Raw genomic sequence first — 23,920 nt, 5'->3', positions numbered from 1 at the left:
CCGCGCCGGCAGCCCCGAAACGGCCCGGCCGGCCGATGCTGTCGGTGGGGTGGGGACCGCGTGGTGCCGGGCAGCGGGTCGGGTCCAGGAGGTGACTCTCGGCGGGCGGAACGGCGGTGGGTGGGCGATGATCCGTGCATGAGCGCACCCCAGCAAGGGCAGATCGTGGCGCCGGACGGCGGTTCCGTGCGGGACCTGCTGCGCGTCACCGCGCCGGTGGATCTCGGCGCGATCGATCCGCGGTCCATGCCCGGCCTGCCGGAGCCTGCGGGCCGCGGCGAGCACCGTAAGACCTGGGCGCGGGAGCAGGTGGAGCTGGTCGGCGAGGAGTTGGGCCGGCAGCAGGAGATGCTCTTCGCGATGGCCAAGACCGGGTCGGAACGGCCGGCGCACCGAGTGCTGCTGGTGCTCCAGGCAATGGACTGCGGCGGCAAGGACGGCACGATCAAGCGGGTGGCCGGCGCGATGAACCCGCTGGGCCTGCACATCCGCTCGTTCGGGCCGCCGACCCGCCAGGAGCTGCGGCACGACTTCCTCTGGCGGATTCGCCGGGAGCTGCCACCGCCCGGGTACGTGGGGATGTTCAACCGTTCGCACTACGAGGACGTGTTGATCGCCCGGGTCGGCTCGCTGGTGCCGGAGACGACCTGGCGAGCCCGCTATTACGAGATCAACTCGTTCGAGCGGGAGCTGGCCGAGGGCGGCGGCGTCACCCTGATCAAGGTGATGCTGCACATCTCGTACGCCGAGCAGGGCAAGCGCCTGATGGAGCGGCTCACCGACCCGCGCAAGCACTGGAAGTACAACCCCTCCGACATCGACTCGCGAGGGCACTGGGACGACTACCAGGCCGCGTACGCAGAGGCCCTGGGCCGGTGCGACACGGACGCCGCGCCCTGGTTCGTGGTGCCGGCGGACCGCAAGTGGTACCGGGACTGGGCAGTGGCCCACCTGCTGCGTGAGACGTTCGACACGCTCGAACTGGGGTATCCGGCTGCCGATTTCGACGTGTCGCGGGAGCGCAAGCGCCTGTTGGCTGGGGGAGTGGGTGCGGGTGGGGCGGCCGAGATGAACGGCAGGTGAACGACCGGTGAATGGTGCCTGGCCAGGGGTGGGCCGGCGAATTCCCGGTTCTGCCGTTTTCTAGCATTCACCGAGCGGGCGCTCTCGGGCACCGCCACCCTTCCACCGACGCGACGAGGTCTGTGCTGTGAAGTTTTCCTTCCGCCCCACCGAGGGCGCCTTCTACGAGCTCTTCACCAGGGCCGCGCAGAACCTGGTCCGGGGCACCGCGCTGCTCAACGAGCTGGCCCTGCCCGGCGTGGACGTGCAGTCCGTCAGCGAGCGGCTGACCGAGGTCGAGCACGACAGCGACCAGATCACCCACGATCTGTACAAGAAGATCAACTCGACCTTCATCACCCCGTTCGACAGGGAGGACATCTACCGGCTCGGCTCGCTGCTGGACGACGTGATGGACCACCTGGAAGCGGTCGGCGACCTGCTCTACCTGTACGGGCTGACCGAGCTTCCGGCGCTCCCCCGCGAGCTGCACGAGATGGTCAACGTGCTCGACCAGCAGGCCAAGCTGACCGCCGACGCGATGCCCCGGCTCAAGTCGATGAAGGATCTCGAGGACTACTGGATCGAGTGCAACCGGCTGGAGAACGAGGGCGACCGGATCAACCGGCAGCTGCTCGTCCGGCTCTTCTCCGGTGAGTACGACGCGTTGACGGTGCTGAAGATGAAGGAGGTCGCCGACGAGCTGGAGGCCGCCTGCGACGCCTTCGAGCACGTGGCCAACACCGTCGAGACCATCGCCGTCAAGGAGTCCTGAGCCGGTGTCCCCTGAACTCATCGCCGTGTTGGCGGTGATCGCGGTGGCCTTGGCGTTCGACTACACCAACGGCTTCCACGACGCCGCCAACGCGATCGCCACAAGCGTCTCCACGCGGGCACTGACACCTCGGATCGCCCTCGGGCTCGCCGCTGTCGGCAACTTCGTCGGCGCCCACTTCGGCGCCGGCGTGGCCAAGACCGTCGGCGACGGTCTGGTCACCCTCCCCACCGGCGTGAACAGCCTCGGGGTGGTCTTCGCCGGGGTGCTCGGGGCGATCGCCTGGAACCTGATCACCTGGTACTTCGGTCTGCCGTCGTCGTCCTCGCACGCGCTCTTCGGCGGCCTGGTCGGCGCGACCCTGCTGTCCACCGGCGGCATCGTGCAGTGGGGCAACATCGGCGAGAAGGTGCTGCTGCCGATGGTGCTGTCGCCGATCGTCGGCCTCACCCTCGGTTACCTGCTGATGCTGGCGATCCTGTGGCTGTTCCGGAAGGGGCAGCCGGGCAAGCTCAACCGGGGCTTCCGCTGGGCGCAGACCGCCTCGGCGGCCGCCATGTCGGTAGGCCACGGCATGCAGGACGCCGCCAAGACCATGGGCATCGTGGTGCTGGCGCTCTACACCGGTGGTTTCCAGGAGAGCAAGACGCACATCCCGGGCTGGGTCTTCTGGACCTCGGCGACGATGCTCGCCCTCGGCACGTACGCCGGCGGCTGGCGGATCATCCGTACCCTCGGACGAAAGATCATCGATCTGGGGCCGCCGGAGGGCTTCGCCGCCGAGACCGTCGCCAGCGCGGTGCTCTACTTCAACGCCCTGGTGCTGAAGGCGCCGATCTCCACCACCCACACGATCACCTCGGCGATCATGGGTGTGGGCGCGACAAAGCGGCTCTCCGCCGTCCGCTGGAACGTGGCCGGCAACATCGTGCTCGCCTGGATCATCACGTTCCCGGCCGCCGCGCTGATCGCGTGCGTCACGTACCTGGTGGTCCGCCCGCTCTTCGGCTGAGTTTCCGGACGGGCCCCTGGCTACGGCGAGACCGTGGCCGGGGGCCCTTTCGCCGTTCAGACGTAGCGCACGCCGATCTGCTCGCGGACCGTGTCCAGCAGTGTCATCACCTCAAGGGTCGTGGCATGCGGCACCACAGGGCTCTCGGTCAGGCCGGCCGCCAGGCAGCGCTGCACCTCGATCGCCTCGTACTGGTAGCCGTTGCCGGCCCCGTCGGCGACGATCGTCTCCGGCTCCGCGCCGGCCCGGTGCACTGTCACCGAACCCGGCCGGAAGAACGGCTCCGGCAGGTCGATCCGCCCCGTGGTGCCGGTGATCGAGGCGGTCTGCCCGCTCAACCCGACCATGCCGCAGCTCAGGGTCGCCAGCGCGCCGGTGTCGTAGCCGAACAGCATGCCGGTGTTCTCGTCAGTGCCCTCCGGCCCGAGCTGCGCCCAGGACCTGATGTGCTGCGGCACCCCGAGCAGCAGGTGGGCCAGGCTGATCGGGTAGATCCCCAGGTCGAGCAGGGCGCCCCCGCCCAGCGCCGCGTTGCGCATCCGGTGCTCCGGCGGGAACGGCCCGGCCACCCCGAAGTCGGCCCGGAGGCCGGTCACGGTGCCGATCGCCCCGTCCGCGATGAGCTCGACGACCCGCAGGATCATCGGATTCAGCCGCATCCACATGGCCTCCATCAGGAAGACCCCGGCCGCGCGGGCAGTCTGCACCAACTCCGTGCTGGTGGCCAGGTCGAGCGTGAACGGCTTCTCCAACAGCACCGCCCGCCCGGCGGTGAGGCAGGTCATCGCCGCCTCGTAGTGCGCGGAGTGTGGCGTCGCCACGTAGATCGCGTCCACCTCCGGGTCGGCGGCCAACTCCACCCAGGAGCCGTAGGCGCGCTTCGCGCCGTACGTGTCGGCGAAGCGCCGCGCGCTCTCCACGGCGCGGGAACCGACAGCCACCAACTCGGCGTCCGGCACCAGCCGGAGGTCTTCGGCGAAACGGCTGGCGATGTGGCCGGTGGCCAGGATGCCCCAACGAGTCATGCCGGAACGCTAACCGAGCCAGGTGAACCGCCCGCTGCCCGGTCGCCAGCCAGTTCATCCGGCGGGACCCGGAGCGTTCCTGGCCGCCTCGGCGTGAGTCGCGCCCCGCCGTGAGCCGCGCTCCGCCGGGCGACCACCCGCACCTACGCCCTTTGCTCTGCTTCAACCGACGCAACAGTGACCGGACATCCTTGTTGCCTGGATTGAAGCAGAGCAAAGGCGGCGTGGGGGCGATGCGGGCGAGCCGGCGCCGGCTGGTCGGGGAACTAGGCTCGCGGCATGACGATCGACAGTGACGGTTTCGCCGCCCCGGCCGCCCTGGTCGAGCACGCCCGCCGGTTCCAGGCCGAGGGCGGCACCCCGGCGACGCCGCGGGTCGCGGCCACCGTGCTGCTGCTGCGTCCGACCGACACCGACTTCGAGGTGTACGTCATCCGCCGGGTCGCCGCGATGACCTTCGGCGGGATGTACGCCTTCCCCGGCGGCGGGGTGGACCGCTCCGACTCGGAGGCGCACCTGGACTGGGCCGGCCCGACCCCCACCGAGTGGGCGGACCGGCTCGGGGTGGCCCCGCAGGCCGCGCAGGCGGTGGTCTGCGCCGCCGCCCGGGAGGTCTTCGAGGAGGCCGGCGTACTGCTCGCCGGTCCGAACCGGGAAACCGTTGTGGGCGACGTCAGCGGCGACGACTGGGAGGCGGCCCGGCAGGACCTGGAGGGGCGACGGCTGGGCTTCGCGGCGCTGCTCGCCGACCGTCAGCTCACCCTCCGGTCGGACCTGCTGCTGCCGTGGAGCCGGTGGATCACTCCCGAGTTCGAGCCGCGCCGCTTCGACACGTACTTCTTCATCGCCCTGCTGCCGGCGGGCCAGCGGACCCGCGACGTCTCCGGCGAGGCCGACCACACGCTGTGGATCCGGCCGGCGGACGCGCTGGCCCGCGCGCAGGCCGGCGAGCTGACCATGTTGCCACCGACAGTGGTCACGCTGGCCCAGGTGGCGGCGGCCGGCGACCTGGCCGGGGTGGCGCGGGCGGCGGCCGATCGAGACGCGGCCACGCCGGTCACCCCGCGCCTGGACCTGCCCCCGGACGGCGAACCCCGCTTCGTCCTGGGCTGACCACCGCCCCGAGCCTGACCCCGCCCGCGCCTGCCCGCCCGGAGCGCGCCCGTACCCGCGCCTGCCTGCGCCTCCCGCCGCCACCGCCACTGCCACCGCCACCGCAAGATCGTGCTCGATCCAGGAAGTAGTGGCGTCGTTGCGGGGAGGAGGCCACTACTTCCACGTTCCAGCGCGATCTTGGAGGCGCGCGACGGCGTTGGTGGCGGGGTGAGGCGGGGCCGGACATGGCACCGGCGCCCACGCCGGGAGGGCGGGGCGCCGGTGACCGGACGTGGTCGGCTCAGCCGAAGCGGCCGGTGATGTAGTCCTCGGTCTTCTTCACGCTCGGGTTGCTGAAGATCTTCTGGGTGTTGTCGTACTCGATCAGCCGGCCCGGGTCGCCGGTCTTCTCGATCGAGAAGAAGGCGGTCCGGTCCGACACCCGGGCGGCCTGCTGCATGTTGTGCGTCACGATGATGATCGTGAACTTGTCCTTGAGCTGGAACATCAGGTCCTCGATCGCCAGCGTGGAGATCGGGTCCAGGGCGGAGCACGGTTCGTCCATCAGGACGACCTGCGGCTCGACCGCGATGGTCCGGGCGATGCAGAGCCGCTGCTGCTGACCGCCGGAGAGGCCCGCGCCGGGCTTGCCCAGCCGGTCCTTGACCTCGCCCCACAGGTTCGCGGCGCGCAGGGCCTTCTCGGCCGCATCCTCCAGGATCGACTTCTTGCGGACCCCGTTGAGCTTCAGCCCGGCCACCACGTTCTCGAAGATGCTCATGGTGGGGAACGGGTTCGGCCGCTGGAAGACCATGCCGATGGTGCGCCGGACCGCTGTGACGTCCACGTCCCGGTCGTAGATGTCCTGGTCGTCGATGGTCAGGCTGCCCTCGACCCGGGCCCCCGGCAGCACCTCGTGCATCCGGTTGATCGACCGCAGGAACGTCGACTTGCCGCAGCCGGACGGCCCGATGAGAGCGGTGACCGTCTTCGGCTCGACAGTCAGGTTGATGTTCTCGATCGCTTTGAAGCCGCCGTAGTACGCGGTGACGTTCGAGGCGGATACGCGCTTGGCCATTGTGGTACCTCCGGGGTTCATCGGCTGAGCCTGTTGCGACGGGCCAGCAGCTTCGCCGCGATCGTCAGGATGAGCACGAGGGCGACCAGGGTGAGTGCCGCGGTCCACGCCCGTGCCGGTGCGTACTTCGACGCGTCGCCGGCCTGCTGGTAGACGAAGAGGGACAGCGACGACTGGTTGTTCTCGAAGGGGTTGGTGTTGATCGCGGCGCCACCGCCGGCGACCAGCAGCACCGGCGCGGTCTCACCGGCCGCGCGGGCGATGGCGAGCATGACGCCGGTGACGATGCCGGGCAGCGCCGTCGGCAGCACCACCCGCAGGATGGTCTTCCACTTGGGTACGCCGAGCGCGTACGCGCCCTCGCGCAGTGGCGCCGGTACGAGGCGGAGCATCTCCTCGGTGGACCGGACGATGGTGGGCAGCATGAGCACGCTCAGCGCGAGCGCGGCGGCGAAGCCGGAGAAGCTGGGCCGACCGTCGTTGAACCACGGCGACACGATCAGCACCCAGAACGCCAGCACGAAGAGGCCGGAGACGATCGACGGGATGCCGGTCATCACGTCCACGAAGAACCGGATCGCGAAGGCGAACTTGCCCCGCCCGTACTCGACGATGTAGATCGCGCAGAGAACGCCGAGCGGGACGGTGATCAGTGTGGCGATGCCGACCTGCTCCAGCGTGCCGACGATCGCGTGGTACGCGCCGCCGTTGGCGTCCCGGGCCCCGATGTTGTTCATCGAGGTCTGGAAGAAGTTGACGTCCAGTCGGTCGGCGCCCTTGCTGACCAGCGTCCAGACCACCGACACGAGCGGCAGCACCGCCAGCACGAAGGCGGAGTGGATCAGTGCGCTCCAGGTGCGGTTGCGGGCCGATCGGCGCCCCTCGACCGCGTTGGCGGCGGCGAAGAGCCCGACCAGGTAGAGGATCGCGGCGAGGACGACCACGAGGACCGGGCCGCCGATGCTGGTGCCGTAGACGATCACGGCGGAGAGTGCCAGGGCCGCCACGGCGATGGCCGGGGCGGCGTACCAGGGCAGCCGCTTGGCCCGCAGCGAGTCGGGCTGGGCCGGCGGCCGGGTGCGGTGGGAGGTGGCGGTTGTGGTCATGCGGCCGACTCCGTGAACTCCCGGCGGCGGTAGATGATCGCCCGCGCCGTGATGTTGACGATCAGCGTGATGGTGAACAGCACCAGACCGGAGGCGATGAGCGCGCCCCGGCCGGTCTCGTTCGCCTCGCCGAACGCGTTGGCGATGTTGGCGGCGATGGTGTTGCCGCCGTTCTGGATCAGGTTGAACGAGATGCCGAAGGTGATACCGAGGGTCAGCGCCAGGGCGATGGTCTCGCCGAGCGCCCGGCCGAGGCCGAGCATCATCGCGGCGATGATGCCGGGACGGCCGTAGGGCAGCACCGCGGTGCGGAGCATCTCCCAGCGGGTGGCGCCCAGGGCGAGGGCGGCTTCCTCGTTCGCCGTCGGCGTCTGGAGGAACACCTCGCGGGAGAGCGAGGTGATGATCGGCAGCACCATGATCGCGAGCACCAGGGCACCGAGCATGACGGACGCCCCGAACGGGCCGTCGCCACCGAAGAGCGGGATCCAGCCGAAGTGCTCGTTCAGCCAGACCGAGAAGTCCCGGACGGGGCTGCTGAAGACGTCCCGCCCCCAGAGGCCGAAGACCACGCTCGGTACGGCGGCCAGCAGGTCGACCAGGAAGCCGAGCGCGGTGCCCAACCGGCGCGGCGCGTAGTGCGAGAGGTAGAGCGCGATGCCGAGCGCGACCGGCACCGCGATGAGCAGCGCGAGCGCCGAGCTGAGCACGGTGCCGAAGGCGAGCGCACCGATGCCGAACTTCGGCTCTGTCTCGTTGGGGGACCAGCCCTCGTAGGACCAGAAGTTCTCGGTGTTGGCGCGTAGGGCCGGCACCGCCTTGGCGACCAGGAAGATCGCGATGGCGGCGATGATGACCAGAACTGCGGTGCCGGCGGCCAGGGTGAGGCCGCGGAAGGCCCGCTCGGCGCCGAACCTACGGCTGCGCGGCAGCGCGCCGCCGCCGCCCAGCCCGGTGCCGCCCGGGGAACGGGTGCTGACTGGTGCCTCGGCCACACGCGCCGAGGCACCGGCGGGCCACTCGTGACTCTGCGTCACGCGCGTCCCGCCGGTGCCGGCGTCGGCCGAGCGGTGAGGGGTTTCACCCATCTGCTCGCTCGATTCGGTTGCGGAGGTGTGGAATCGGGTCAGGAGAGGTTCTTGACCGCGGTCTCGACCTTGGTGCGGACCGTCTCCGGCAGCGGGGCGTAGCCCAGCTCGGTGAGAGAGGCCTGGCCCTCGGCGCTGGCGGCGTGGCCCAGCAGGCCCTTGACCAGCTTCAGCTTGTCGGCCGCGAGGCCCTTGCTGCAGACGATCTCGTACGTGGCCAGGACGATCGGGTACGCCCCGGCCTCCTTGGTGTTGTAGTCGATCTTCAGCTTGAGGTCGTCGCCCTGACCCTCGACGGCAGCGCCGGCGATGGTCTTGCCGGCCGCCTCGGCGGTCAGCGCGGCGAACTCGCCGTTGCCGTTGCCGATCTTCGACATCTTCAGACCGGCGTTCTCGGCGAACGACCACTCCATGTAGCCGATGGCGCCGTCCGCGCCCTTGACCTTGCTGGCCACGCCGTCCGAGCCCTTGGCGCCGGTGCCGCCCGGGGCCTTCCACGCCTTGGCGTTGCCCAGGGTCCAGTCGCTCTCAGCGGTCTTCGAGAGGTACTTGGTGAAGTTGTCGGTGGTGCCCGACTCGTCCGAGCGGTGGACGGTCTGGATCGTGGTCGCCGGGAGCTTGGCCTCCGGGTTGTCGGCCTTGATCGTGGCGTCGTCCCACTTGGTGACCTTGCCGGCGAAGATCTTCGCCAGGGTGGCCGGCTTGAGCTGGAGGTTGTCCACACCGCTGACGTTGTAGGCGACGGCCACCGGGCCGATCACCATCGGCAGGTGGATGGCCTTGCCACCGACGCACTTGGCGTCCGCCTGCGGCTGCTCCTCCGGCTTGAGCGCGGAGTCGGAACCGGCGAAGTCGGCGGTCCCGGCGATGAACGCCTGGATGCCGGCGCCCGAGCCCGAAGCCTCGTAGTTGATCGTGGTGCCCTGGCACTTCTGCTGGTACGCCTTGATCCACTCGGCCATGGCGTTCTTCTGCGCCGACGAGCCCTGGGCGTTCAGCGTGCCGGTAGCGCAGTCGACCGCGGCGGCCGAGCCCGAAGCACTCGCGCCGGAGGCGGGCTCGTTGTTGTCCGAGCCGCATGCACTGAGGCCGAGCGTCGCGGCAAGAGCGAGGCAGGCAATAGTGCCGTACCGCTGGAGCTTCACCTGAGGGGTTTCCCTTCGCGTCTGACTTGGCGCCCCGATCCCGGGGCCCGAGGACCGGCACTGACCGGCTGACACGAAAGTTAGAAGTGCCAGGTAGCCGGTTCGCCGGTCGCAAGTGAACGCAAGGTGAACACGTACGGCCCCTGAGGTGACCGCTTGCCGAGGGTGAGTTGTCCGTTAAGTGAACCCGGGTACACCTGTCGGAAGTATGGGTATATTTCCGGTTCGGCGTTATCCCGCCGATGCTCGGCCGTTACCCACCGGTGACGCGGTCGGAGCGACGGCCGCAGCTCAGCCCAGGTGGTAGTTGATGTGCGCGGACCACCGGGCGAAGCCCAGCCGCTCGTAGAGAGCGACGGCCCCGGTGTTCGAGTCGTCCACGAAGAGCATCACCCGGTCGAGGCCACGCTTGTCCCGCAGGTGTGCCAACCCGGCAGTGGTCAGGGCCCGGCCGAGACCGCCACCGTGCGCGGTCGGCTCCACCCCCAGGACGTACACCTCGCCGATCCGGGCCGACCCCGGCCGCTCGTGCACCTTGGTCCAGTGGAAGCCGAGCAGCCGGCCGGTGGCGGTCTCCTCGGCGAGCAGGAAACCGGCCGGGTCGAACCACGGCTCGGCGAGGCGGACCCGCAGGTCGTCCGACGTCCACCGGCCCTGTTCGGGGTGCTCGGCGAAGGCCCGTGCGTTGAGGGCCAACCAGGCCGCGTCGTCAGCCCCGGGCCGGAACGCGCGCAGCGCCACACCGTCGGGCAGGCGCGGCTCACCCAGCGGGGCGGCCAACGGCCGGCGCAACTGCCAGAGCACCCGGGCGCGGGTGAAGCCGAGGTCGACGGCGAGCGCGGCGGCCGAGGGGTGGTCGCCGTGCGCCCACGCCCGCAGCGGTCCGGTGGCCGAGGCGAGTACGCCCCGGGCGAGCGCCCGCCCGGTGCCCCGCCGCCGGTACGCGGGGTGCACCACGAGCTCCACCCCGATCCCGCCGACCGGGTCGCTGGTGTCCAGATGTGCGTACCCGGTGAGGGCACCGTCGTCGGCGCGGGCGATCAGATGCACGGCGGGGGCGTCGGGATCGCGCAGCCGCAGCAGGACGTGTTCGTCGAGCGGGTCCGCTCCGTCCGTGTCACCTGCGGCGCTGGCGAGGGCGAGTACGTCGGCGATCTCCGCCGGCGCCAGTTGGTCGCTCCGGGTCACCTGGTCGCTGGTCGGCTCCGCGCTGCTCATCCCGCCACCGTATCCGTTGCCTGTGGTTACGCCCGGAGCGTCGCCGTAAAGCCGCGGCTCACGTCGGGTCGGTGGGGAGTGCCTCCAGCTCGAACCGGGCCGTCAGGTCGGGCAGGATCCGGCGCAGCGCCTCCATCGTGCCCTGCCGGTCCCCACCGGCGTCGTGCAGCAGCACCACCGAGCCCGGTTCGGCCTGGCTCAGCACCGTCGCGGTGATCTTGCTGGCGCCGGGTAGCTCCCAGTCCGACGGATCCACCGACCAGTGCAGCGGGGTCATGCCGAGCTGCCGCGCCACCGACACCACCGGGTACGTCCAGGCTCCGCCCGGCTGGCGGTACCAGACGATCGGCGCGTTCGGCACCGCCGCCCGGATCGCCGCGTTGGTGCGCAGGAGGTCGGAGCGGATGGCGTCGGCCGACCGGGCGCCCAGGCCGACGTCGTGGTGCCAGGAGTGGTTGCACAGGGTGTGCCCGGCGTCCACGATCGACTGGACCAGGTCGGGGTGGTTCTGCGCGTTCTCGCCGACCACGCAGAACGTGGCGTGCACGTCGTATTCGCGCAGGAGGGCGAGGACCTGCGGCGTGTAGCGCGGGTCCGGCCCGTCGTCGAAGGTCAGCGCGAGCCGCGGGGTGCCGGTGGTGGCGTGCGCGCCGAACAGGTTGTCGTCTCCGGCGTCCCGTCCGGACCCGTCCTGGCCGGCCTCGGCTGGGCCGGTCTCGGTCGCGCTTGCGCTGGCGCTCGGGGCTCCGTTCGGCTCGCCAACGCTGGGTTGGTCGGCGTAGTGCGGTCCGTCGGCGCTCGTTGTGACACCGGTGGAGTGCCGAGGCGTCTGGTCGGGGACGAGGCTGCGGCCCAGCACGTACGCGGAGCCGAGCAGCCCCGCCACCACAAGCGTCACGATCCCCGCCGCCCGCGCGGTCGAGTTGCCCCGCATCACGACTTCCGCCTGGCTTGCCGGTCACGCCGGCCCGTCGCCCCCGTGTTCAGTGCGCGCACCGTCGCCCCTTTCTCCGACAAACCCGGCAGTCAGAATAGAACTGCCAAGCCGCGCAAAAAGGGCATATGGGAAATCGCCCGGAGTGGTCTCCGGATCAGACAGACACTGGCGTGTGCTCAGCCTCGGGGAGCGACCGCGACGGCGGAACGACGAACTTGTAGCCGACCTGGCGGACGGTGCCGATCATCGACTCGTACTCCGAGCCGAGCTTGGCGCGCAGTCGCCGGACGTGCACGTCGACGGTGCGGGTGCCGCCGAAGTAGTCGTAGCCCCAGACCTCGCGCAGGAGCTGGTCCCGGGTGAACACCCGGCCCGGGTGCTGGGCCAGGAACTTCAGCAGCTCGAACTCCTTGTAGGTGAGGTCGAGCGGACGGCCCTTCAGCTTGGCCGCGTAGGTGTCCGGGTCGATGGTCAACTCGCCGGCCCGGATCGAGCCACCCGCGCCAGCTGTCGCGTTGCTGAGCCGGCCCACCGCCAGCCGCAGCCGTGCCTCGACCTCGGCGGGGCCGGCTGAGGCGAGGATGACGTCGTCGACGCCCCAGTCGGCGTTGAGTGCGATCAGGCCGGCCTCGGTCACCACCGCGACCAACGGCACGCCGAGCCCGGTGGCGTGCAACATCCGGCAGGTCGCCCGGGCCTCGCTCAACTCCGATCGGGCATCCACCATCACCGCGTCCGGGCTGGGGCCCGCGACCAGGGTGCGAACATCACGCGGCGCGGTGCGGACCGAGTGCGGCAGCAGGTCGAGCGCCGGCAGCACAGCCGACGGTTCTCCTGCGCGCGCGGTCACCAGCAGCAGGATCTCCACGATCACCTCCGTCCCGGCGGCGCGAGGCCGCACGCGACCAGTCGCACTCATCAAGGAGTGCGCTGAGAAATTGCGTGGTCCCGGCGTCGCTGACGGGCGGGTAACGCGTTGAGCCTAACCGATCGCCTCGGCCGCGCCGTCGGGCCATTTCCTGTTTGTCTAGCTTGCCCCTGATCGTGGCGCGGATTTTAACGTCGCTGAAACCCGTGACCACCGCGTCGGGCCGCCGGTCTGGCACGATCGGGTCGTGTTTCCCTCCACCTCGCCCGAGGCCGGCCGCGAATCGTGGCCCGCTGGGCCCCAGCCGGGTCAGGCCGCCGCAGCGACGCGCGGCCAACCGCCCGCGCCGCGTACCGGTCCGGCCACCACCGACGGCGACCGCCGCGAACGGGGTGGGCCGCGCCGGGCCCGTCGCGCCGGCGAGCCGGCCCGCCGATCCGAAGACGAGATCGACGAGCCGGAAGAGGAGGTCGTTCCTCCGGTCGCGGTGCACCGTCAACTGGCGCTGACCATCGCCGGCTTCGCCGCGCTGCTCGGTGTCGGCCTGGTGCTCGGCGCGCAGACGTCGGGCCCCGGTCACCGGCTGCCGTTCGCCTTCATCATCTTCGGCGTCCAACTTCTGTTCGTGCTGGCCTGGACGATGGCCATGCGACCGCCCGCGCTGTTGGTGGTCGCCGGGATCAGCGCCGCTGTCGCGGCGTTCGTCGACATCGCCGCGGTGCAGACCGACGTCGCCGGCCTGGCGCCGCTGGGCTACCTGGCCGCCGGTGGGTTCCTCGCCGCGGTGCTCGGTCAACTGGTCCGTCGGGTCGACCGGGTCCGGGTCACCGACTCCCTCGGCTCCACACTGCTCATCGTGGTCGGGGTGGTGGCCTTCGGCACCCTGATCGTGCTCAGCCGGATCCCGGCCGGCACTCAGGCGATCACCGTCTGCCTGACCGCGAGCGGTGTCGCGCTCACCGTCGCCCGGCTCACCGACGCCGTACTGCCCTGGCCCCGGCTCGCACCGCAGGTGCCCCGGGGCGCCGCCGGCGTGGTGGCCGGCGCGATGGTCGGCACGCTGACCAGCGCCCTGCTCGGCAGCTATCTGGTGGCTCCCTTCACGCCGACCCGGGCCGCCATGATCGGCTTGGTTGCGGCGGTCACCGCCGTCCTCTCCGACCTCGCCGTGGGGTACGCGGAGGCGGGCCGGTTGATGGCCGGCGAACCGCCCACCATGTGGGTGGCCCGGCACATGCAGGGCCCACTCGGCGGCTTTGCCCTGGCGGCGCCCACCGCGTACGCCATGTGCATGCTCTTCCTCTGAGTCGCGGTTGAGCGCTGAGCCGGTCGGGTAACTACTGGTGCGCCGCCCTGCGGCGTCGGTACGAACGACCCGTCGCGGTGCGACGGGCGGAGACAGGAGGCGGCGTGGCGCAGGACTATCCGGTGGACCAGGCGCGACCCCGACGGCGTGGCCGCAAGCTGCTCATCGGGCTGTTCGTGCTGCTCCTGCTGCTGGCGGGGTTGCTGGTGGTCGCCGACCGGGTCGCGGTCGGTGTCGCCGAGCGGATGATCGGCGACCGCGTACAACAGGAGATCGCCAAGCAGGGCGCGCAGTCCGCCGCACCCGAGGTGGAGGTGGGCGGCACTCCGTTCCTCACCCAGGTGCTGGATGGCCGTTACCAGCGGATCACCATCAACCTGCGGGACGTGCAGGCCTCGGTCGAGGGCGACGCCGTTCGGCTGCCGGTGCTCGATGTGACGGCCCGCGACGTTCGAGCCTCGCTGGACACCCTGCGCACCGGCCAGGGTGACATCGTGGCGGACACCGTCAACGGTGCCGGCACGATCAGCTACGAGAGTCTGGCCGCGCTGCTCAACCGCCCGGGTCTCACCCTCGGCGAGCAGAACGGCAAGCTCACCGTCAAGGCTCCGGCCGACATCCTCGGTCAGAAGCTCACCATCAGCGGCACCGCCGACGTCACAGTCGCCGACAACGGCGCTGTCGCCCTGCGGTTCAACGACCTGGACGCCGCGGGTCTGCCGAACCTCCCGCTCGCTCGGGCCTTCCTGAGCAACTACGCCAAGAGCATCTCCATCGACGTTCCCCTGCCGGAGTTGCCGTTCCAGCTTGCGGTCCGGGAGGTCCGTCCACTGCCGGAAGGGCTGGCGGTCACCGCCGACGCCAAGAACGTGCCGATCAACTCCGCTGGCTGACGCCGGAGGCGCTGTGGGACGCCGAGATCCTCGGCGATCCCGGCGATTCCCGGATGGTGGTCGGCCCAGTGGCAGCACGGTCACTGGCTGGTAGGCTCCCTGGCCATGGGGACCCACCTCACCAAACGGCGCGCGGTCGACCTGTGTCGCGTGGCCACCTGCCTGTGTCGCCCCGTCATCTGACGGCGGGGCTGTCTCCGGCCGCCTGACGGCGGCCACCGGCACAGGGTTCTCGCACCCTCCGGTTATCCCACCGAACGCCCGGCAGCGGCGCCGTCGCACGAACCCGTGATCCCGTCCTTCCGCTGGGTCCCGCGCGTGGTGCGACAGTTACACACATCGATTCGCGCGCGTTGGCTCACCATCCATCCTCACCAGGGAGTGATTCGATGAGTCGCGACACCGCACTCGTTTCGGCCGAGTGGGCCGAGAAGAACCTCGACGCCCCGGGCGTCGTCTTCGTCGAGGTCGACGAGGACACCTCGGCCTACGAGACCGGCCACATCGCCGGTGCCATCAAGATTGACTGGAGGACCGACCTCCAGGACCAGGTCCGCCGGGACTTCGTCAACAAGACGCAGTTCGAGGCGCTGCTCTCCGAGCGGGGCATCAGCAACGACGACACCGTCATCCTGTACGGCGGCAACAACAACTGGTTCGCCGCGTACGCCTACTGGTACTTCAAGCTCTACGGCCACCGTGACGTGAAGCTGCTCGACGGCGGCCGCAAGAAGTGGGAACTGGACGCCCGCCCGCTCGTCACCGACGCGGTGTCCCGCCCGGCGACCCAGTACGTCGCGCAGGAACCGGACACCTCCATCCGGGCCTTCCGCGACGAGGTCGTCGCCGCGATCGGCACCAAGAACCTTGTCGACGTGCGCAGCCCCGACGAGTTCGCCGGTCGCCTCCTCGCCCCCGCCCACCTGCCGCAGGAGCAGGCGCAGCGGGCCGGTCACATCCCCACCGCTATCAGCGTGCCGTGGTCCAAGGCGGCCAACGAGGACGGCACCTTCCGGTCCGACGACGAGCTGCGCAGGATCTACGGCGACGCGGGGCTCGACGACGGCAAGGAGACCATCGCGTACTGCCGGATCGGTGAGCGCTCGTCGCACACCTGGTTCGTGCTCCAGGAGCTGCTGGGTCACCGCAACGTCAAGAACTACGACGGCTCCTGGACCGAGTACGGCTCGCTGGTCGGTGTGCCGGTCGCGCTCGGCGACGAACCCGGGGAGGCGTGATCATGACTCTTCCCACCGCCGCGGGTTGCGCCGCACCGGACCAGGCCGCGCCGCTACCGGCCAGCCTGGACCTGGAGAAGGAAACCGTCATCACCGGCATCGTCCGGTCCGCCGAGGCCGAGCCGGTGCCGGGCGCGTACGTCCGGCTGCTCGACTCGACCGGTGAGTTCACCGCCGAGGTGGTCACCTCGGCCGCCGGGCAGTTCCGGTTCTTCGCCGCGCCGGGTTCCTGGACGCTGCGGGCGTTGTCCCGGCACGGCAACGGCGACACCGCTGTCACTGCCGGCCGAGGCGTCAACGAGGTGGCCGTCACCGTCGCCTGACCCACTGCTCTGATCGACCGGGGCCGGTCACCCTCCCGGGGGTGGCTGGCCCCGGTCGTTTCTTCGCAGCGTGCCGGAGCGGGTGCCGAAATCCATCGGCGTGCGTCACTATCTACTGGTGAATTTCAGGGATGAAAGCGGCGGGTCCGACGAAGCGGTCCCCATCGTCCTCTGCGTGGGCACTGACATGTCGCTGCGGGAGCGGGTGCTGAGCCAACTCGACGGGCACGCCCCGGTGCTCAGCTGTTCCGATCTGACCGAGCTGCGCGAGCTGTTGTCGTCGCCGACGGGTCCGGTGCCGGTCAGTCCCACGGTCCTTCCGCTCGCCGGGGCGCGGGGCCTGGTGAAGTGGGGTGAACTGGTCGTCGACCGGGCCGGACACCGGGTCACCTGGCGCGGGGAGGTGCTCCCGCTGACCCCCACCGAACGGGAGTTGCTCACAGTGCTCATCGGCCCACCGCTGGTGGTGTGGAGCTACGAACGCCTCTGCGCCTCTGCGTTGGGTGGCGCGGAGACCGCGGCGCTGCAATCCACAGTCAGGCGGCTTCGTCGCAGGCTGCGGGGCCTGCCGGGCGGACCGCAGGTGCACACGGTGCGGGGCGTCGGCTACCGGCTCGACCCGCCGCCCCGGCTCAACGACCACTGACCCGCAGTCGCTCCGTCGGGCCGACCGCCTCCGCCGCCGGCCCGGCGGCGGGCACGTGACACCATTGCCGGGTGAGCGGTGCTGTGCAGACGGGTTGGGCCTCTTCGGCCGGCCCCGCCGCGCCGACACCGGCCCGGTCGCGGCGGCGTTGGCTGCTGGCGGTGACAGTGGCCTGGGCGGTGCTGCTGGCCGGGCTCACCTGGACATCGGTGCGGGACGACCCGCCGACCGTGCGTGAACAGCGTTCCCTCGATCAGGCCGGCCCGGTTGTCGACCGGGCGGTCGGCGAGTTGGCTCGCGCGGCCGGTGCGGGCGGTCTGCTGGAACTGAGCCCGGCACGGATCGCGTCCGGCTGCCGGGTCACCCCGTTCGCCGACGGGGCGAGGTTGCGGCGCGAGGTCGGGGTGCTCGCTGCCGCCGGTGACGAGAAGGCAGTGCTGGCCGGCATCGCCGAGCGGCTGCCGGCGAGCTGGCGGGCCGGGGTCGGGCCCGGGGTGGACGGTCCCGAGCTGCGCGCCGACGCCGGAGAGTTCGTGGCCGTCGAGGGCCGGCCGACAGTCGATGGCCGGGTGCGACTGGTCGTCGACACCGGTTGCCGGCCGGTCGGCGCCGGCTACACGTCGGCTCCGGCCACCACCGCCGGCCCGGAGACCGCAGCGCTGACCGCCGCACTGAGGGCCCTTGACCGGCCGGGCGACACCGCGCCGGAGCTGGTCACCGCGCCCTGCCCGGGCGGCGGGCTCGCCCGTACCTCGTGGTCCGCGAACGGTCCCGGCCCGGCGGCCTCGACTGCCGCGCTCGCCCCGCTGGCCGGCAACGCCCCACTGCTTGACCAACCCCCGGTGTACGCGTACCGCAGCGGTGCCGTCACGGTGCTGGCCGAGATCGGCCCGGACGCCACCCGACTGACAGCCACCGTCGGCTGCCCGAGCTGAGCCGGGCCGCCCGCGCGGGTCAGCCGCCGTCCGGCTGGTCCTCCGGGTCCCGGCTGCGGCCCAACGCGTCGACCATGCCCCACCGGCCGGGGATGTCCAGCAGCTCGACCCGGCCCATCCCCGGTGGCACCGCCGGATCGATGATCAGGTGTTCGCCCTGCGGCTCCAACCCCAGCATCACCCGCAGCAGCAGCAGCGGGGTGCCTGTCGACCAGGCCTGCGGGCTGCACGCGGTCGGGTACTCCACCGGGTAGTCGGTGAGGTCGCGGGCGTAGCCGGCGAACGCCTCCGGCAGCCGACCCTCGAAGTACTGGGACGCGGCCAGCATGGTGTCGCAGATCAGCCCGGCCTCCTCCCGGAAGCCGTACCGCCACAACCCCCAGGCGATGATCGAGTTGTCGAACGGCCAGACGGTGCCCACGTGGTAGCCGATCGGGTTGTACCGCCCCTCGTCCGCGGCGAGCGTCCGCACCCCCCAGCCGGAGAACAGTCGTGGCCCGAGGAGGTGCTCGACCACCTTGCCGGCGCGCGACTCGTCCACGATGCCGCTCCACAGCAGGTGCCCGATGTTCGAGGTCAGCGCGTCCACCTGCCGGCCGTCGGCGTCCAACGCGAGCGCGTAGTACCCGCGGTCGGCGATCCAGAAGTCTCTGTCGAACCGCCGTTTGAGGTCGGCGGCCTGCCGCTCCAACTCGTCGGCGAACTCCGGATCGTTCCAGAAGGTCCGGGCCAGCCGGGCGGCCCGGATCTTCGCGTCGTACGCGTAGCCCTGCAACTCGCAGGTGGCCCGGGGAAAGCCGGGCAGCTCACCGTCGGCGTACGAGATGGCGTCCCAGGAGTCCTTCCAGCACTGGTTCTGCAGGCCGGTCTCCGGGTTGCGGGTCTGGTACCAGAGGTAGCCGGTGCCGAGCAGGTCACCGTAGGTGTCGATCCATTCCAGCGCCCTGCGGACCTGCGACTCCAGCTTGCGGACGAGTGCCGCGTCACCGGTCCACAGCTCGTACTCGTCGATCAGGATGATGAACAGGGGCGTCGAGTCGGCCGACCCGTAGTACGGCGAGTGTGGCTGCTCCTCGAAGCCGGCGGTCTCCCCGTACCGCAGCTCGTGCAGGATCTTGCCGGGTTCCTCGTCCCGGAAGTCGTCCACCCGCTGCCCCTGAAGTCCGGCCAGCATCAGGATGGTCGGCGGGACCAGCTCCGGCAGGAACGGCAGCACCTGCAACGAGGTGATGATGCTGTCCCTGCCGAACAGGGTCATGAACCAGGGGAGCCCTGCGGCGATCAGCCGTACGCCCAGGGCGATCGACTCGTAGCGCAGCGCGGCCAGGTCGTTGAGGCTGCGCCGGTACGCCCCGGCCAGCGGCTCGCAGTCGCAGCCGAGCTTCGGCGCCCTGTCGATCAGCTCCTGCTGCTCGGCCCGGATGACGTCCGCGCTGCGGCTGCCGCCGTACGGGAGGGTGGCCCGGATGTCCTCGCCCCGGGCCCCGTAGACGACGCTTGACACGTGCAGCCTGGTGGTCCAGCTGTCGTTGCGGGCCACCCGGATCCGGAAGGTCATCCCGGTCTCGTCGACCTGCGCCGGAGCGGTGCTGCTGACCACCATCTCCCGGTGGAACGCCTCCCGTCGGTAGGTCAGCCGCAGCTCGTTCTCGGCGACCGTGACAGTGGTCCGGCCCCGCTTCTGCCGAGAGTTCTTGATCTCGAACAGGTCGGCGAAGTCGGCCCCGACCTCGATCCGGAGGGTGCACTCGACCTCCGCGCCGAGGTGGTTCAGCACTGTCAGCTCCTCCTCGAAGCTGCCCACTATCGCCCGGCTGCGGATCACCGACGCCTTGGCGTCCAGATAGTGCGTGGGCTCACCGGGGGCGAGGAAGAACTTGGTGCGGTACGACTGGGCATCGTCGACGGAGAGGGCGTGCAGCCGCTGCCCGTCCAGGGTGAGCACCCAGGTGGACAGGAAGCGGGTGTCGAAGGAGAACAGCCCGGTGGGGAAGTCGTAGGACGGTTCGATGTCCCCACGCCGGTCGCTGACCAGGAAGGTGTTGCCGTCCAGAATGCTGACGAGGTCCTTCACCGCAGTCGTCCGGCTGCTCGGCGGGCCGTTTCGCGGGGGTCACGGGTGCCGGGCGGGTCCGGGAAGAACCGGCGGAAGGCGAGGAAGAGCACCACGTTCCCGCTGAACGTGCTCTCGTTGCGCAGCACTGCGGCGACCCCCTGGGCCTCGCCGCTGATCAGCCGGTCGAAGAGGGCGGCGCTGCTGTACCAGATCGCGTCGGCCGGGCCACGCCCCCGGCTGACCTGCACCGACCCGGGCCGCATCCGGACCCGCCAGTGCTCGGTGCGGTGGTCCTCGCCGAGGTCGATCTGGAGGGTGCCGTCGGCCAGGCCGCCCAGAACCTCGGCGGCGCGCGACGGCAGTGCCTCGAAGAACCTCTCCGCCGCCTCGGTCACATCCGAATCGTAGGCAGCCGTCCGAGATGTCGGGTCGGTATCGGCACTCCGCTCGGATCGACCCACCGCAGCCGTGCGGTCAGTAGACGAGTGCCTGCGCGCCCTCGGCCATGGCCTCCTCGACGAAGACCGCGGCACCGGCGATCCGGACCCCGGGGAGTACGTCGTCCGGGCCGATCTCCCGTCGGGCCGCGCACTGCGTGCAGGCGGTCACCCGGCCGCTGGTCAGGATGACGTGCAACAACTCGGCAAGGGGTGCCGAGTGCGGCAGGTCGAACTGCTGGGCGCGACCGGGCAGCGCGAACCAGGTGGACTCACCGGTCAGCCAGAGCGAGACGTCCACCCCTGCCGCTACCGCCGTCGCGGCGACTGTGAATGCCTGCGCGCACCGCTCCGGGGCGTCCGCCCCTGCGGTGGCCTTGACGACGAGAGTGCGGGCCATGTGACCCAGCATAGGATGGCCGGGATGGTTACCGAGATCGGGTTTGTCAGCCTGCTTGTCGCTGGCCTGGGCGGGCTCGCCGGTGGCCTGGTCTACCTTGCCGTACGCATTTCGAGAGGACGCTGGTGAGCGCGAGGAGTGAGCCGGGTCTGCGAGCCCCGCAGTCGCGAACGGAGATGGCCCAGTGAGCGAGAACCCGCTGCAGCCGCCGTGGCTGAACGCGCCGCCGGTCGAGGAGTACCCGTTCGAGGAGAGCCACGACCTGCGGGTCGGGCCGAAGCTGCACCCCGCGCTGGATGCCCTGCTGCCGTACATCGGTCTGTGGCGCGGTCGGGGCAAGGGCGGTTTCCCCACCATCGAGGATTTCGACTACGCGCAGGAGATCCGGATCAGCCATGACGGCCGGCCGTTCCTGCACTACGAGTCGCGTGCCTGGATCCTCGACGAGCAGAGCAAGCCGGTCCGTCCGGCCGGCCGCGAGGTGGGCTGGTGGCGACCGGTGCTGGTGGATGGGCGGGCGACCGACGAGCTGGAGGCGTTGCTGACCACCCCGACCGGGGTGATGGAGCTGCACCTGGGCAAGCGCACCGGCACGCAGCTCGAGTTCGCCACCGACGCGGTGATCCGGACTCCGACCGCCAAGGAGGTCACCGGCGGGCACCGGCTCTTCGGCATCGTCGAGGGCGCGCTGCTCTACGCCCAGGAGATGGCCGCCATGGGGCACGGGCTCAGTCCGCACCTCTCCGCCCGACTCGTCCGGGTCGGCGGCTGACGCTCAGTCGACGGGGAAGCCCAGCAGGGCCTGTAGGGCGGGAGTGCGCGGGCAGCGAGCCCGTCGTACCCCGTCCAGCGTGTGCACCTCGGCGGCGCCGCGCAGTGACGAGGTGAACCACACGCCGTCCGCCGCGTGCAGGTCGGCCGGGCTGACCATCCGTTCGGTGGCGCTCAGGCCCAGGTCGCTCGCGTGGGCGAGCAGCCAGGCCGCTGTGGTGCCGGCGAGGATGCCGGTGCTGGCGGCCGGCACCGCGCAGAGCGTGTGGTCGGTGAGCCACACCACATTGGCTGTGGGGCCCTCCAGCGCGTACCCGTCGGAGGAGACCCAGAGCACGTCGTCGACGCCCTCCCGGCGGGCCCAGCGGCGGGCGGCGCTGTTCACCGCGTACGACGTGGACTTGATGCCGGCCGGCAGCCAGGTGAGCCCGCTGCGGGCGGCGGCGGGCAGCCCCAGCGGCAGGGTGGCCACACTGATGCCGTCCCGCCGGGCGGCCCGGGAGACCGCTGGCACCGGGGCCAGCGTGGCGTAGATCGTGGGCGGACCGCCGGCCTCCGGGCCGCGGGTGCAGACCAACCGGAGTGCCCCCTCCACAGCCGCTGGCCAGCCTGCCCGCACCTGGTCCAGCAGGTCGATCAGCGCGGTGGTGGGGGGCAGGGGCAGCTCGACGGCGGTGGCCGCCGTGGCCAGGCGGGCCAGGTGTTCGTCGCGCAGCCACGGCTGGCCGTCGCGCAGGTGCATGGTCTCGAAGAGGCCGTCGCCGTGCAGCACGCCGAGGTCGTCACCGCGGAGCACCGGGTCGTCGGGCGGCACTGGGCCACGCCCCAGGACGGCGATCCGCGCGGTCGGGTCGGCCGGGTTCTTCTCGACGGACGACCTCACCATGACCGTCGAGCGTAGCGGTGATCGATCGCCGGGCGGGGAACAGCCTGCTGGCCGAACTATGATCGGACGGTGTCCGAATCCTCCCTCGCGGAAATGCTGCGGTCCCGTGGGCTGCGGCTGACGGCCCAGCGGCAGCTCGTCCTCCAGGCGGTGCTCGATCTGGGCCACGCCACCCCGGAGCAGGTGCACACCGCGGTCCGGGAGGTCGCCGCCGGCGTCAACATCACCACCATCTACCGCACGCTTGAGCTGCTGGAACGGCTCGGTCTGGTCACCCACACGCACCTGTCGCACGGCTCACCGACCTATCACGCCGCCGGTGAACACCAACACGTCCACCTGGTCTGCCGGGAGTGTGGCGCGATCGACGAGATCGATCCGGAGCTGCTCCGCCCCCTCGCCGACCAGTTGGCCGCGCAGCGCGGGTTCCGGGTGGACATCGGGCACGTGTCACTCTTCGGCGTCTGCGTACGCTGCGAGAACGGGGACGAAAAATGATCGACATCGCGGGCGCGGTGGCCGTCGAGAGCATCGACGAGGCCAGCCGTGACCAGCCGGATCCGGCGCACGTCGCGGCCGGGGTGCGAGGGGTGGCCGCGCACTACGGCGACCCGCTGCGCGAGCAGCGCACCCTCGACACCGCTGTGGGTCTGGTCGACCGGTCGCACCGAGGGATCATCGCGGTGCCCGGGGAAGAGCGGGCCAGTTGGCTGCACACTGTCACCTCGCAGCACCTGAACGCGCTGGCCGCCGGTGAGGGCACCGAGTTGCTGGTGCTGTCGCCGCACGGCCACGTCGAGCAGCACGCCATGGTCGCCGAGGACGGCGAGACCGCCTGGCTCGACACCGAGCCCGGCGCGACCCAGGGCCTGCTGACCTACCTGGAGAAGATGCGGTTCTTCAGCAAGGTCGAACCACGCGACGCCACGGCCGAGCGCGCGCTGTTGTCGCTGGTCGGGCCGGAGGCCGTGGAGGCGCTCGGCACGCTCGGCGTGACCGGGCTCGCCGCACCGGACGTGGTCGCGGTGCCGGGTCCGAAGTTCCCGCACGGTGCCGTGCCACCGCGGGCGAGCGCCCGGTACGACGTACGGCCGCTGCCGATCGGCGGCTGGGCCCGACGTGGCCCGCTCGGGGTGGACCTGCTGGTGCCCCGGTCGGCGATGGACCAGGTGGTGGCGGAGCTGCGCGGCGCCGGGGTGCCGGTCGCCGGGCTGTGGGCGTACGAGGCGATCCGGGTGGCAGCCCGGCAGCCCCGGGTCGGGGTGGACACCGACCACCGGACCATTCCGGCCGAGGTCGACCTGATCGCCCCGGCGGTGCACCTGGACAAGGGTTGCTACCGGGGGCAGGAGACGGTGGCGCGGGTGCACAACATGGGCCGACCGCCGCGTCGCCTCGTACTGCTGCATCTGGACGGGGTGACCACCGATCAGCCGCCGGTGGCCGGTACGCCGGTGACGCTCGACGGCCGGGCGGTCGGCTTCGTCGGCACCGCCGTGCTGCACCACGAGCTGGGCCAGGTCGCTCTCGCCGTGCTGAAGCGGAACGTCCCGGACGACGCCGCGTTGCTGATCGGTGAGACCGCGGCGGCGATCGACCCGTCCTGAGCGGGCCGTCTAG

27 protein-coding genes are annotated in these 23,920 nt (G+C 71.0%); 15 read left to right on the top strand and 12 right to left on the bottom strand.

The window, feature by feature from the left end; genetic code table 11:
* The first annotated feature begins 138 nt into the window (after positions 1-138).
* From AB0K35_RS07410 to AB0K35_RS07400, 3 genes are all read left to right on the top strand, one after another.
* Positions 139-1,083, top strand: coding sequence for a PPK2 family polyphosphate kinase (locus AB0K35_RS07410; protein ID WP_363884223.1), 945 nt, complete (start codon positions 139-141; stop codon positions 1,081-1,083).
* 127 nt (positions 1,084-1,210) lie between these two features.
* Positions 1,211-1,837, top strand: coding sequence for a DUF47 family protein (locus AB0K35_RS07405; RefSeq protein ID WP_053655020.1), 627 nt, complete (start codon positions 1,211-1,213; stop codon positions 1,835-1,837).
* A gap of 4 nt (positions 1,838-1,841) precedes the next feature.
* Positions 1,842-2,849 carry an inorganic phosphate transporter gene (locus tag AB0K35_RS07400; RefSeq protein WP_238666998.1) on the top strand — a complete coding sequence of 336 codons (1,008 nt, stop codon included), beginning with the start codon at positions 1,842-1,844 and terminating at the stop codon, positions 2,847-2,849.
* 56 nt (positions 2,850-2,905) lie between these two features.
* Here the strand turns inward: AB0K35_RS07400 and AB0K35_RS07395 are convergent, their stop codons facing one another.
* On the bottom strand, positions 2,906-3,874 hold the full coding sequence (locus tag AB0K35_RS07395) for a Gfo/Idh/MocA family oxidoreductase (RefSeq protein WP_238666997.1): 969 nt from the start codon (positions 3,872-3,874) through the stop codon (positions 2,906-2,908).
* A 279-nt stretch (positions 3,875-4,153) separates the two neighbouring features.
* Between AB0K35_RS07395 and AB0K35_RS07390 the strand changes: the two genes are divergently transcribed.
* Positions 4,154-4,987, top strand: a complete 834-nt coding sequence (locus tag AB0K35_RS07390) for an NUDIX domain-containing protein (protein WP_238666996.1) — start codon at positions 4,154-4,156, stop codon at positions 4,985-4,987.
* Positions 4,988-5,270: 283 nt separating this feature from the next.
* Here AB0K35_RS07390 and pstB read toward each other — a convergent pair whose 3' ends face one another.
* The 7 genes from pstB to AB0K35_RS07355 form a co-directional block, all read right to left on the bottom strand.
* Complete coding sequence (gene pstB, locus AB0K35_RS07385) at positions 5,271-6,047, bottom strand: phosphate ABC transporter ATP-binding protein PstB (protein WP_112584183.1); 777 nt, start codon at positions 6,045-6,047, stop codon at positions 5,271-5,273.
* A gap of 17 nt (positions 6,048-6,064) precedes the next feature.
* Entirely contained in the window at positions 6,065-7,153 is a 1,089-nt protein-coding gene (gene pstA, locus AB0K35_RS07380; protein ID WP_238666995.1) for a phosphate ABC transporter permease PstA, read from the bottom strand.
* Positions 7,150-8,241: a phosphate ABC transporter permease subunit PstC gene (gene pstC / locus AB0K35_RS07375; protein ID WP_238666994.1), complete on the bottom strand. Its 1,092-nt coding sequence runs from the start codon at positions 8,239-8,241 to the stop codon at positions 7,150-7,152. Before pstC ends, pstA begins: the two co-directional genes overlap by 4 nt.
* Before the next feature lie 38 nt (positions 8,242-8,279).
* A complete protein-coding gene (gene pstS / locus AB0K35_RS07370; RefSeq protein WP_238666993.1) occupies positions 8,280-9,386 on the bottom strand; it encodes a phosphate ABC transporter substrate-binding protein PstS in 1,107 nt (368 codons plus the stop codon).
* A 291-nt stretch (positions 9,387-9,677) separates the two neighbouring features.
* Entirely contained in the window at positions 9,678-10,604 is a 927-nt protein-coding gene (gene mshD / locus AB0K35_RS07365) for a mycothiol synthase (RefSeq protein ID WP_363884219.1), read from the bottom strand.
* Positions 10,605-10,662: 58 nt separating this feature from the next.
* Positions 10,663-11,538, bottom strand: coding sequence for a polysaccharide deacetylase family protein (locus tag AB0K35_RS07360; protein ID WP_238666991.1), 876 nt, complete (start codon positions 11,536-11,538; stop codon positions 10,663-10,665).
* 157 nt (positions 11,539-11,695) lie between these two features.
* Complete coding sequence (locus AB0K35_RS07355) at positions 11,696-12,415, bottom strand: response regulator transcription factor (protein ID WP_238667165.1); 720 nt, start codon at positions 12,413-12,415, stop codon at positions 11,696-11,698.
* Between the two features lie 241 nt (positions 12,416-12,656).
* Between AB0K35_RS07355 and AB0K35_RS07350 the strand changes: the two genes are divergently transcribed.
* From AB0K35_RS07350 to AB0K35_RS07320, 7 genes are all read left to right on the top strand, one after another.
* A complete protein-coding gene (locus AB0K35_RS07350; RefSeq protein ID WP_363884216.1) occupies positions 12,657-13,715 on the top strand; it encodes a hypothetical protein in 1,059 nt (352 codons plus the stop codon).
* A gap of 104 nt (positions 13,716-13,819) precedes the next feature.
* On the top strand, positions 13,820-14,608 hold the full coding sequence (locus AB0K35_RS07345) for a DUF2993 domain-containing protein (RefSeq protein ID WP_238666989.1): 789 nt from the start codon (positions 13,820-13,822) through the stop codon (positions 14,606-14,608).
* Positions 14,609-14,713: 105 nt separating this feature from the next.
* The gene (locus AB0K35_RS07340; protein WP_310503780.1) at positions 14,714-14,791 is read left to right on the top strand and encodes an Ms5788A family Cys-rich leader peptide; all 78 of its coding nucleotides are present in this window, start codon (positions 14,714-14,716) and stop codon (positions 14,789-14,791) included.
* A 206-nt stretch (positions 14,792-14,997) separates the two neighbouring features.
* Positions 14,998-15,846, top strand: a complete 849-nt coding sequence (locus tag AB0K35_RS07335) for a sulfurtransferase (RefSeq protein ID WP_363884214.1) — start codon at positions 14,998-15,000, stop codon at positions 15,844-15,846.
* Between the two features lie 2 nt (positions 15,847-15,848).
* On the top strand, positions 15,849-16,169 hold the full coding sequence (locus AB0K35_RS07330) for a DUF1416 domain-containing protein (RefSeq protein WP_091402852.1): 321 nt from the start codon (positions 15,849-15,851) through the stop codon (positions 16,167-16,169).
* Between the two features lie 187 nt (positions 16,170-16,356).
* Positions 16,357-16,815 carry a winged helix-turn-helix domain-containing protein gene (locus AB0K35_RS07325; protein WP_363884505.1) on the top strand — a complete coding sequence of 153 codons (459 nt, stop codon included), beginning with the start codon at positions 16,357-16,359 and terminating at the stop codon, positions 16,813-16,815.
* A 71-nt stretch (positions 16,816-16,886) separates the two neighbouring features.
* Positions 16,887-17,750 carry a hypothetical protein gene (locus tag AB0K35_RS07320; RefSeq protein ID WP_363884212.1) on the top strand — a complete coding sequence of 288 codons (864 nt, stop codon included), beginning with the start codon at positions 16,887-16,889 and terminating at the stop codon, positions 17,748-17,750.
* Between the two features lie 19 nt (positions 17,751-17,769).
* Here the strand turns inward: AB0K35_RS07320 and AB0K35_RS07315 are convergent, their stop codons facing one another.
* The 3 genes from AB0K35_RS07315 to AB0K35_RS07305 form a co-directional block, all read right to left on the bottom strand.
* A complete protein-coding gene (locus tag AB0K35_RS07315; protein ID WP_363884210.1) occupies positions 17,770-19,824 on the bottom strand; it encodes a glycogen debranching N-terminal domain-containing protein in 2,055 nt (684 codons plus the stop codon).
* Entirely contained in the window at positions 19,821-20,201 is a 381-nt protein-coding gene (locus AB0K35_RS07310) for an SCP2 sterol-binding domain-containing protein (RefSeq protein WP_238666985.1), read from the bottom strand. Before AB0K35_RS07310 ends, AB0K35_RS07315 begins: the two co-directional genes overlap by 4 nt.
* A gap of 79 nt (positions 20,202-20,280) precedes the next feature.
* A complete protein-coding gene (locus AB0K35_RS07305) occupies positions 20,281-20,655 on the bottom strand; it encodes a DsrE family protein (RefSeq protein ID WP_238666984.1) in 375 nt (124 codons plus the stop codon).
* Between the two features lie 12 nt (positions 20,656-20,667).
* Between AB0K35_RS07305 and mtfM the strand changes: the two genes are divergently transcribed.
* Positions 20,668-20,772, top strand: coding sequence for a small membrane protein MtfM (gene mtfM / locus AB0K35_RS07300; RefSeq protein WP_030327764.1), 105 nt, complete (start codon positions 20,668-20,670; stop codon positions 20,770-20,772).
* Positions 20,773-20,827: 55 nt separating this feature from the next.
* Entirely contained in the window at positions 20,828-21,415 is a 588-nt protein-coding gene (locus tag AB0K35_RS07295; protein WP_091402847.1) for an FABP family protein, read from the top strand.
* A gap of 3 nt (positions 21,416-21,418) precedes the next feature.
* Here the strand turns inward: AB0K35_RS07295 and AB0K35_RS07290 are convergent, their stop codons facing one another.
* Positions 21,419-22,300, bottom strand: coding sequence for an aminotransferase class IV (locus AB0K35_RS07290; RefSeq protein WP_363884207.1), 882 nt, complete (start codon positions 22,298-22,300; stop codon positions 21,419-21,421).
* A 69-nt stretch (positions 22,301-22,369) separates the two neighbouring features.
* On the opposite strand from AB0K35_RS07290, the gene AB0K35_RS07285 reads away from it, so the two are divergent.
* Together AB0K35_RS07285 and AB0K35_RS07280 are read left to right on the top strand one after the other, a co-directional pair.
* Positions 22,370-22,798, top strand: a complete 429-nt coding sequence (locus AB0K35_RS07285; protein ID WP_238666982.1) for a Fur family transcriptional regulator — start codon at positions 22,370-22,372, stop codon at positions 22,796-22,798.
* Positions 22,795-23,907, top strand: a complete 1,113-nt coding sequence (locus AB0K35_RS07280) for a folate-binding protein (protein WP_363884204.1) — start codon at positions 22,795-22,797, stop codon at positions 23,905-23,907. Before AB0K35_RS07285 ends, AB0K35_RS07280 begins: the two co-directional genes overlap by 4 nt.
* Positions 23,908-23,920 lie beyond the last annotated feature (13 nt).

The organism is Micromonospora sp. NPDC053740 (genome assembly GCF_040677775.1).
Classification (GTDB): Bacteria; Actinomycetota; Actinomycetes; order Mycobacteriales; family Micromonosporaceae; genus Micromonospora; species Micromonospora alfalfae.
This window is presented reverse-complemented; position numbering and strand designations above follow the sequence as displayed.

Excerpts from the sequence above, each read along its gene's own strand:
- AB0K35_RS07390 (WP_238666996.1), top strand. The coding sequence starts at position 4,154 with ATGACGATCGACAGTGACGGTTTCGCCGCCCCGGCCGCCCTGGTCGAG.
- AB0K35_RS07280 (WP_363884204.1), top strand. The coding sequence starts at position 22,795 with ATGATCGACATCGCGGGCGCGGTGGCCGTCGAGAGCATCGACGAGGCC.
- AB0K35_RS07335 (WP_363884214.1), top strand. The coding sequence starts at position 14,998 with ATGAGTCGCGACACCGCACTCGTTTCGGCCGAGTGGGCCGAGAAGAAC.
- AB0K35_RS07330 (WP_091402852.1), top strand. The coding sequence starts at position 15,849 with ATGACTCTTCCCACCGCCGCGGGTTGCGCCGCACCGGACCAGGCCGCG.
- AB0K35_RS07395 (WP_238666997.1), bottom strand. The coding sequence starts at position 3,874 with ATGACTCGTTGGGGCATCCTGGCCACCGGCCACATCGCCAGCCGTTTC.
- AB0K35_RS07410 (WP_363884223.1), top strand. The coding sequence starts at position 139 with ATGAGCGCACCCCAGCAAGGGCAGATCGTGGCGCCGGACGGCGGTTCC.
- AB0K35_RS07360 (WP_238666991.1), bottom strand. The coding sequence starts at position 11,538 with ATGCGGGGCAACTCGACCGCGCGGGCGGCGGGGATCGTGACGCTTGTG.
- AB0K35_RS07290 (WP_363884207.1), bottom strand. The coding sequence starts at position 22,300 with ATGGTGAGGTCGTCCGTCGAGAAGAACCCGGCCGACCCGACCGCGCGG.
- AB0K35_RS07340 (WP_310503780.1), top strand. The coding sequence starts at position 14,714 with ATGGGGACCCACCTCACCAAACGGCGCGCGGTCGACCTGTGTCGCGTG.
- pstC (WP_238666994.1), bottom strand. The coding sequence starts at position 8,241 with ATGGGTGAAACCCCTCACCGCTCGGCCGACGCCGGCACCGGCGGGACG.
- pstA (WP_238666995.1), bottom strand. The coding sequence starts at position 7,153 with ATGACCACAACCGCCACCTCCCACCGCACCCGGCCGCCGGCCCAGCCC.
- mtfM (WP_030327764.1), top strand. The coding sequence starts at position 20,668 with ATGGTTACCGAGATCGGGTTTGTCAGCCTGCTTGTCGCTGGCCTGGGC.
- mshD (WP_363884219.1), bottom strand. The coding sequence starts at position 10,604 with ATGAGCAGCGCGGAGCCGACCAGCGACCAGGTGACCCGGAGCGACCAA.
- pstB (WP_112584183.1), bottom strand. The coding sequence starts at position 6,047 with ATGGCCAAGCGCGTATCCGCCTCGAACGTCACCGCGTACTACGGCGGC.
- AB0K35_RS07305 (WP_238666984.1), bottom strand. The coding sequence starts at position 20,655 with ATGCTGGGTCACATGGCCCGCACTCTCGTCGTCAAGGCCACCGCAGGG.
- AB0K35_RS07325 (WP_363884505.1), top strand. The coding sequence starts at position 16,357 with ATGTCGCTGCGGGAGCGGGTGCTGAGCCAACTCGACGGGCACGCCCCG.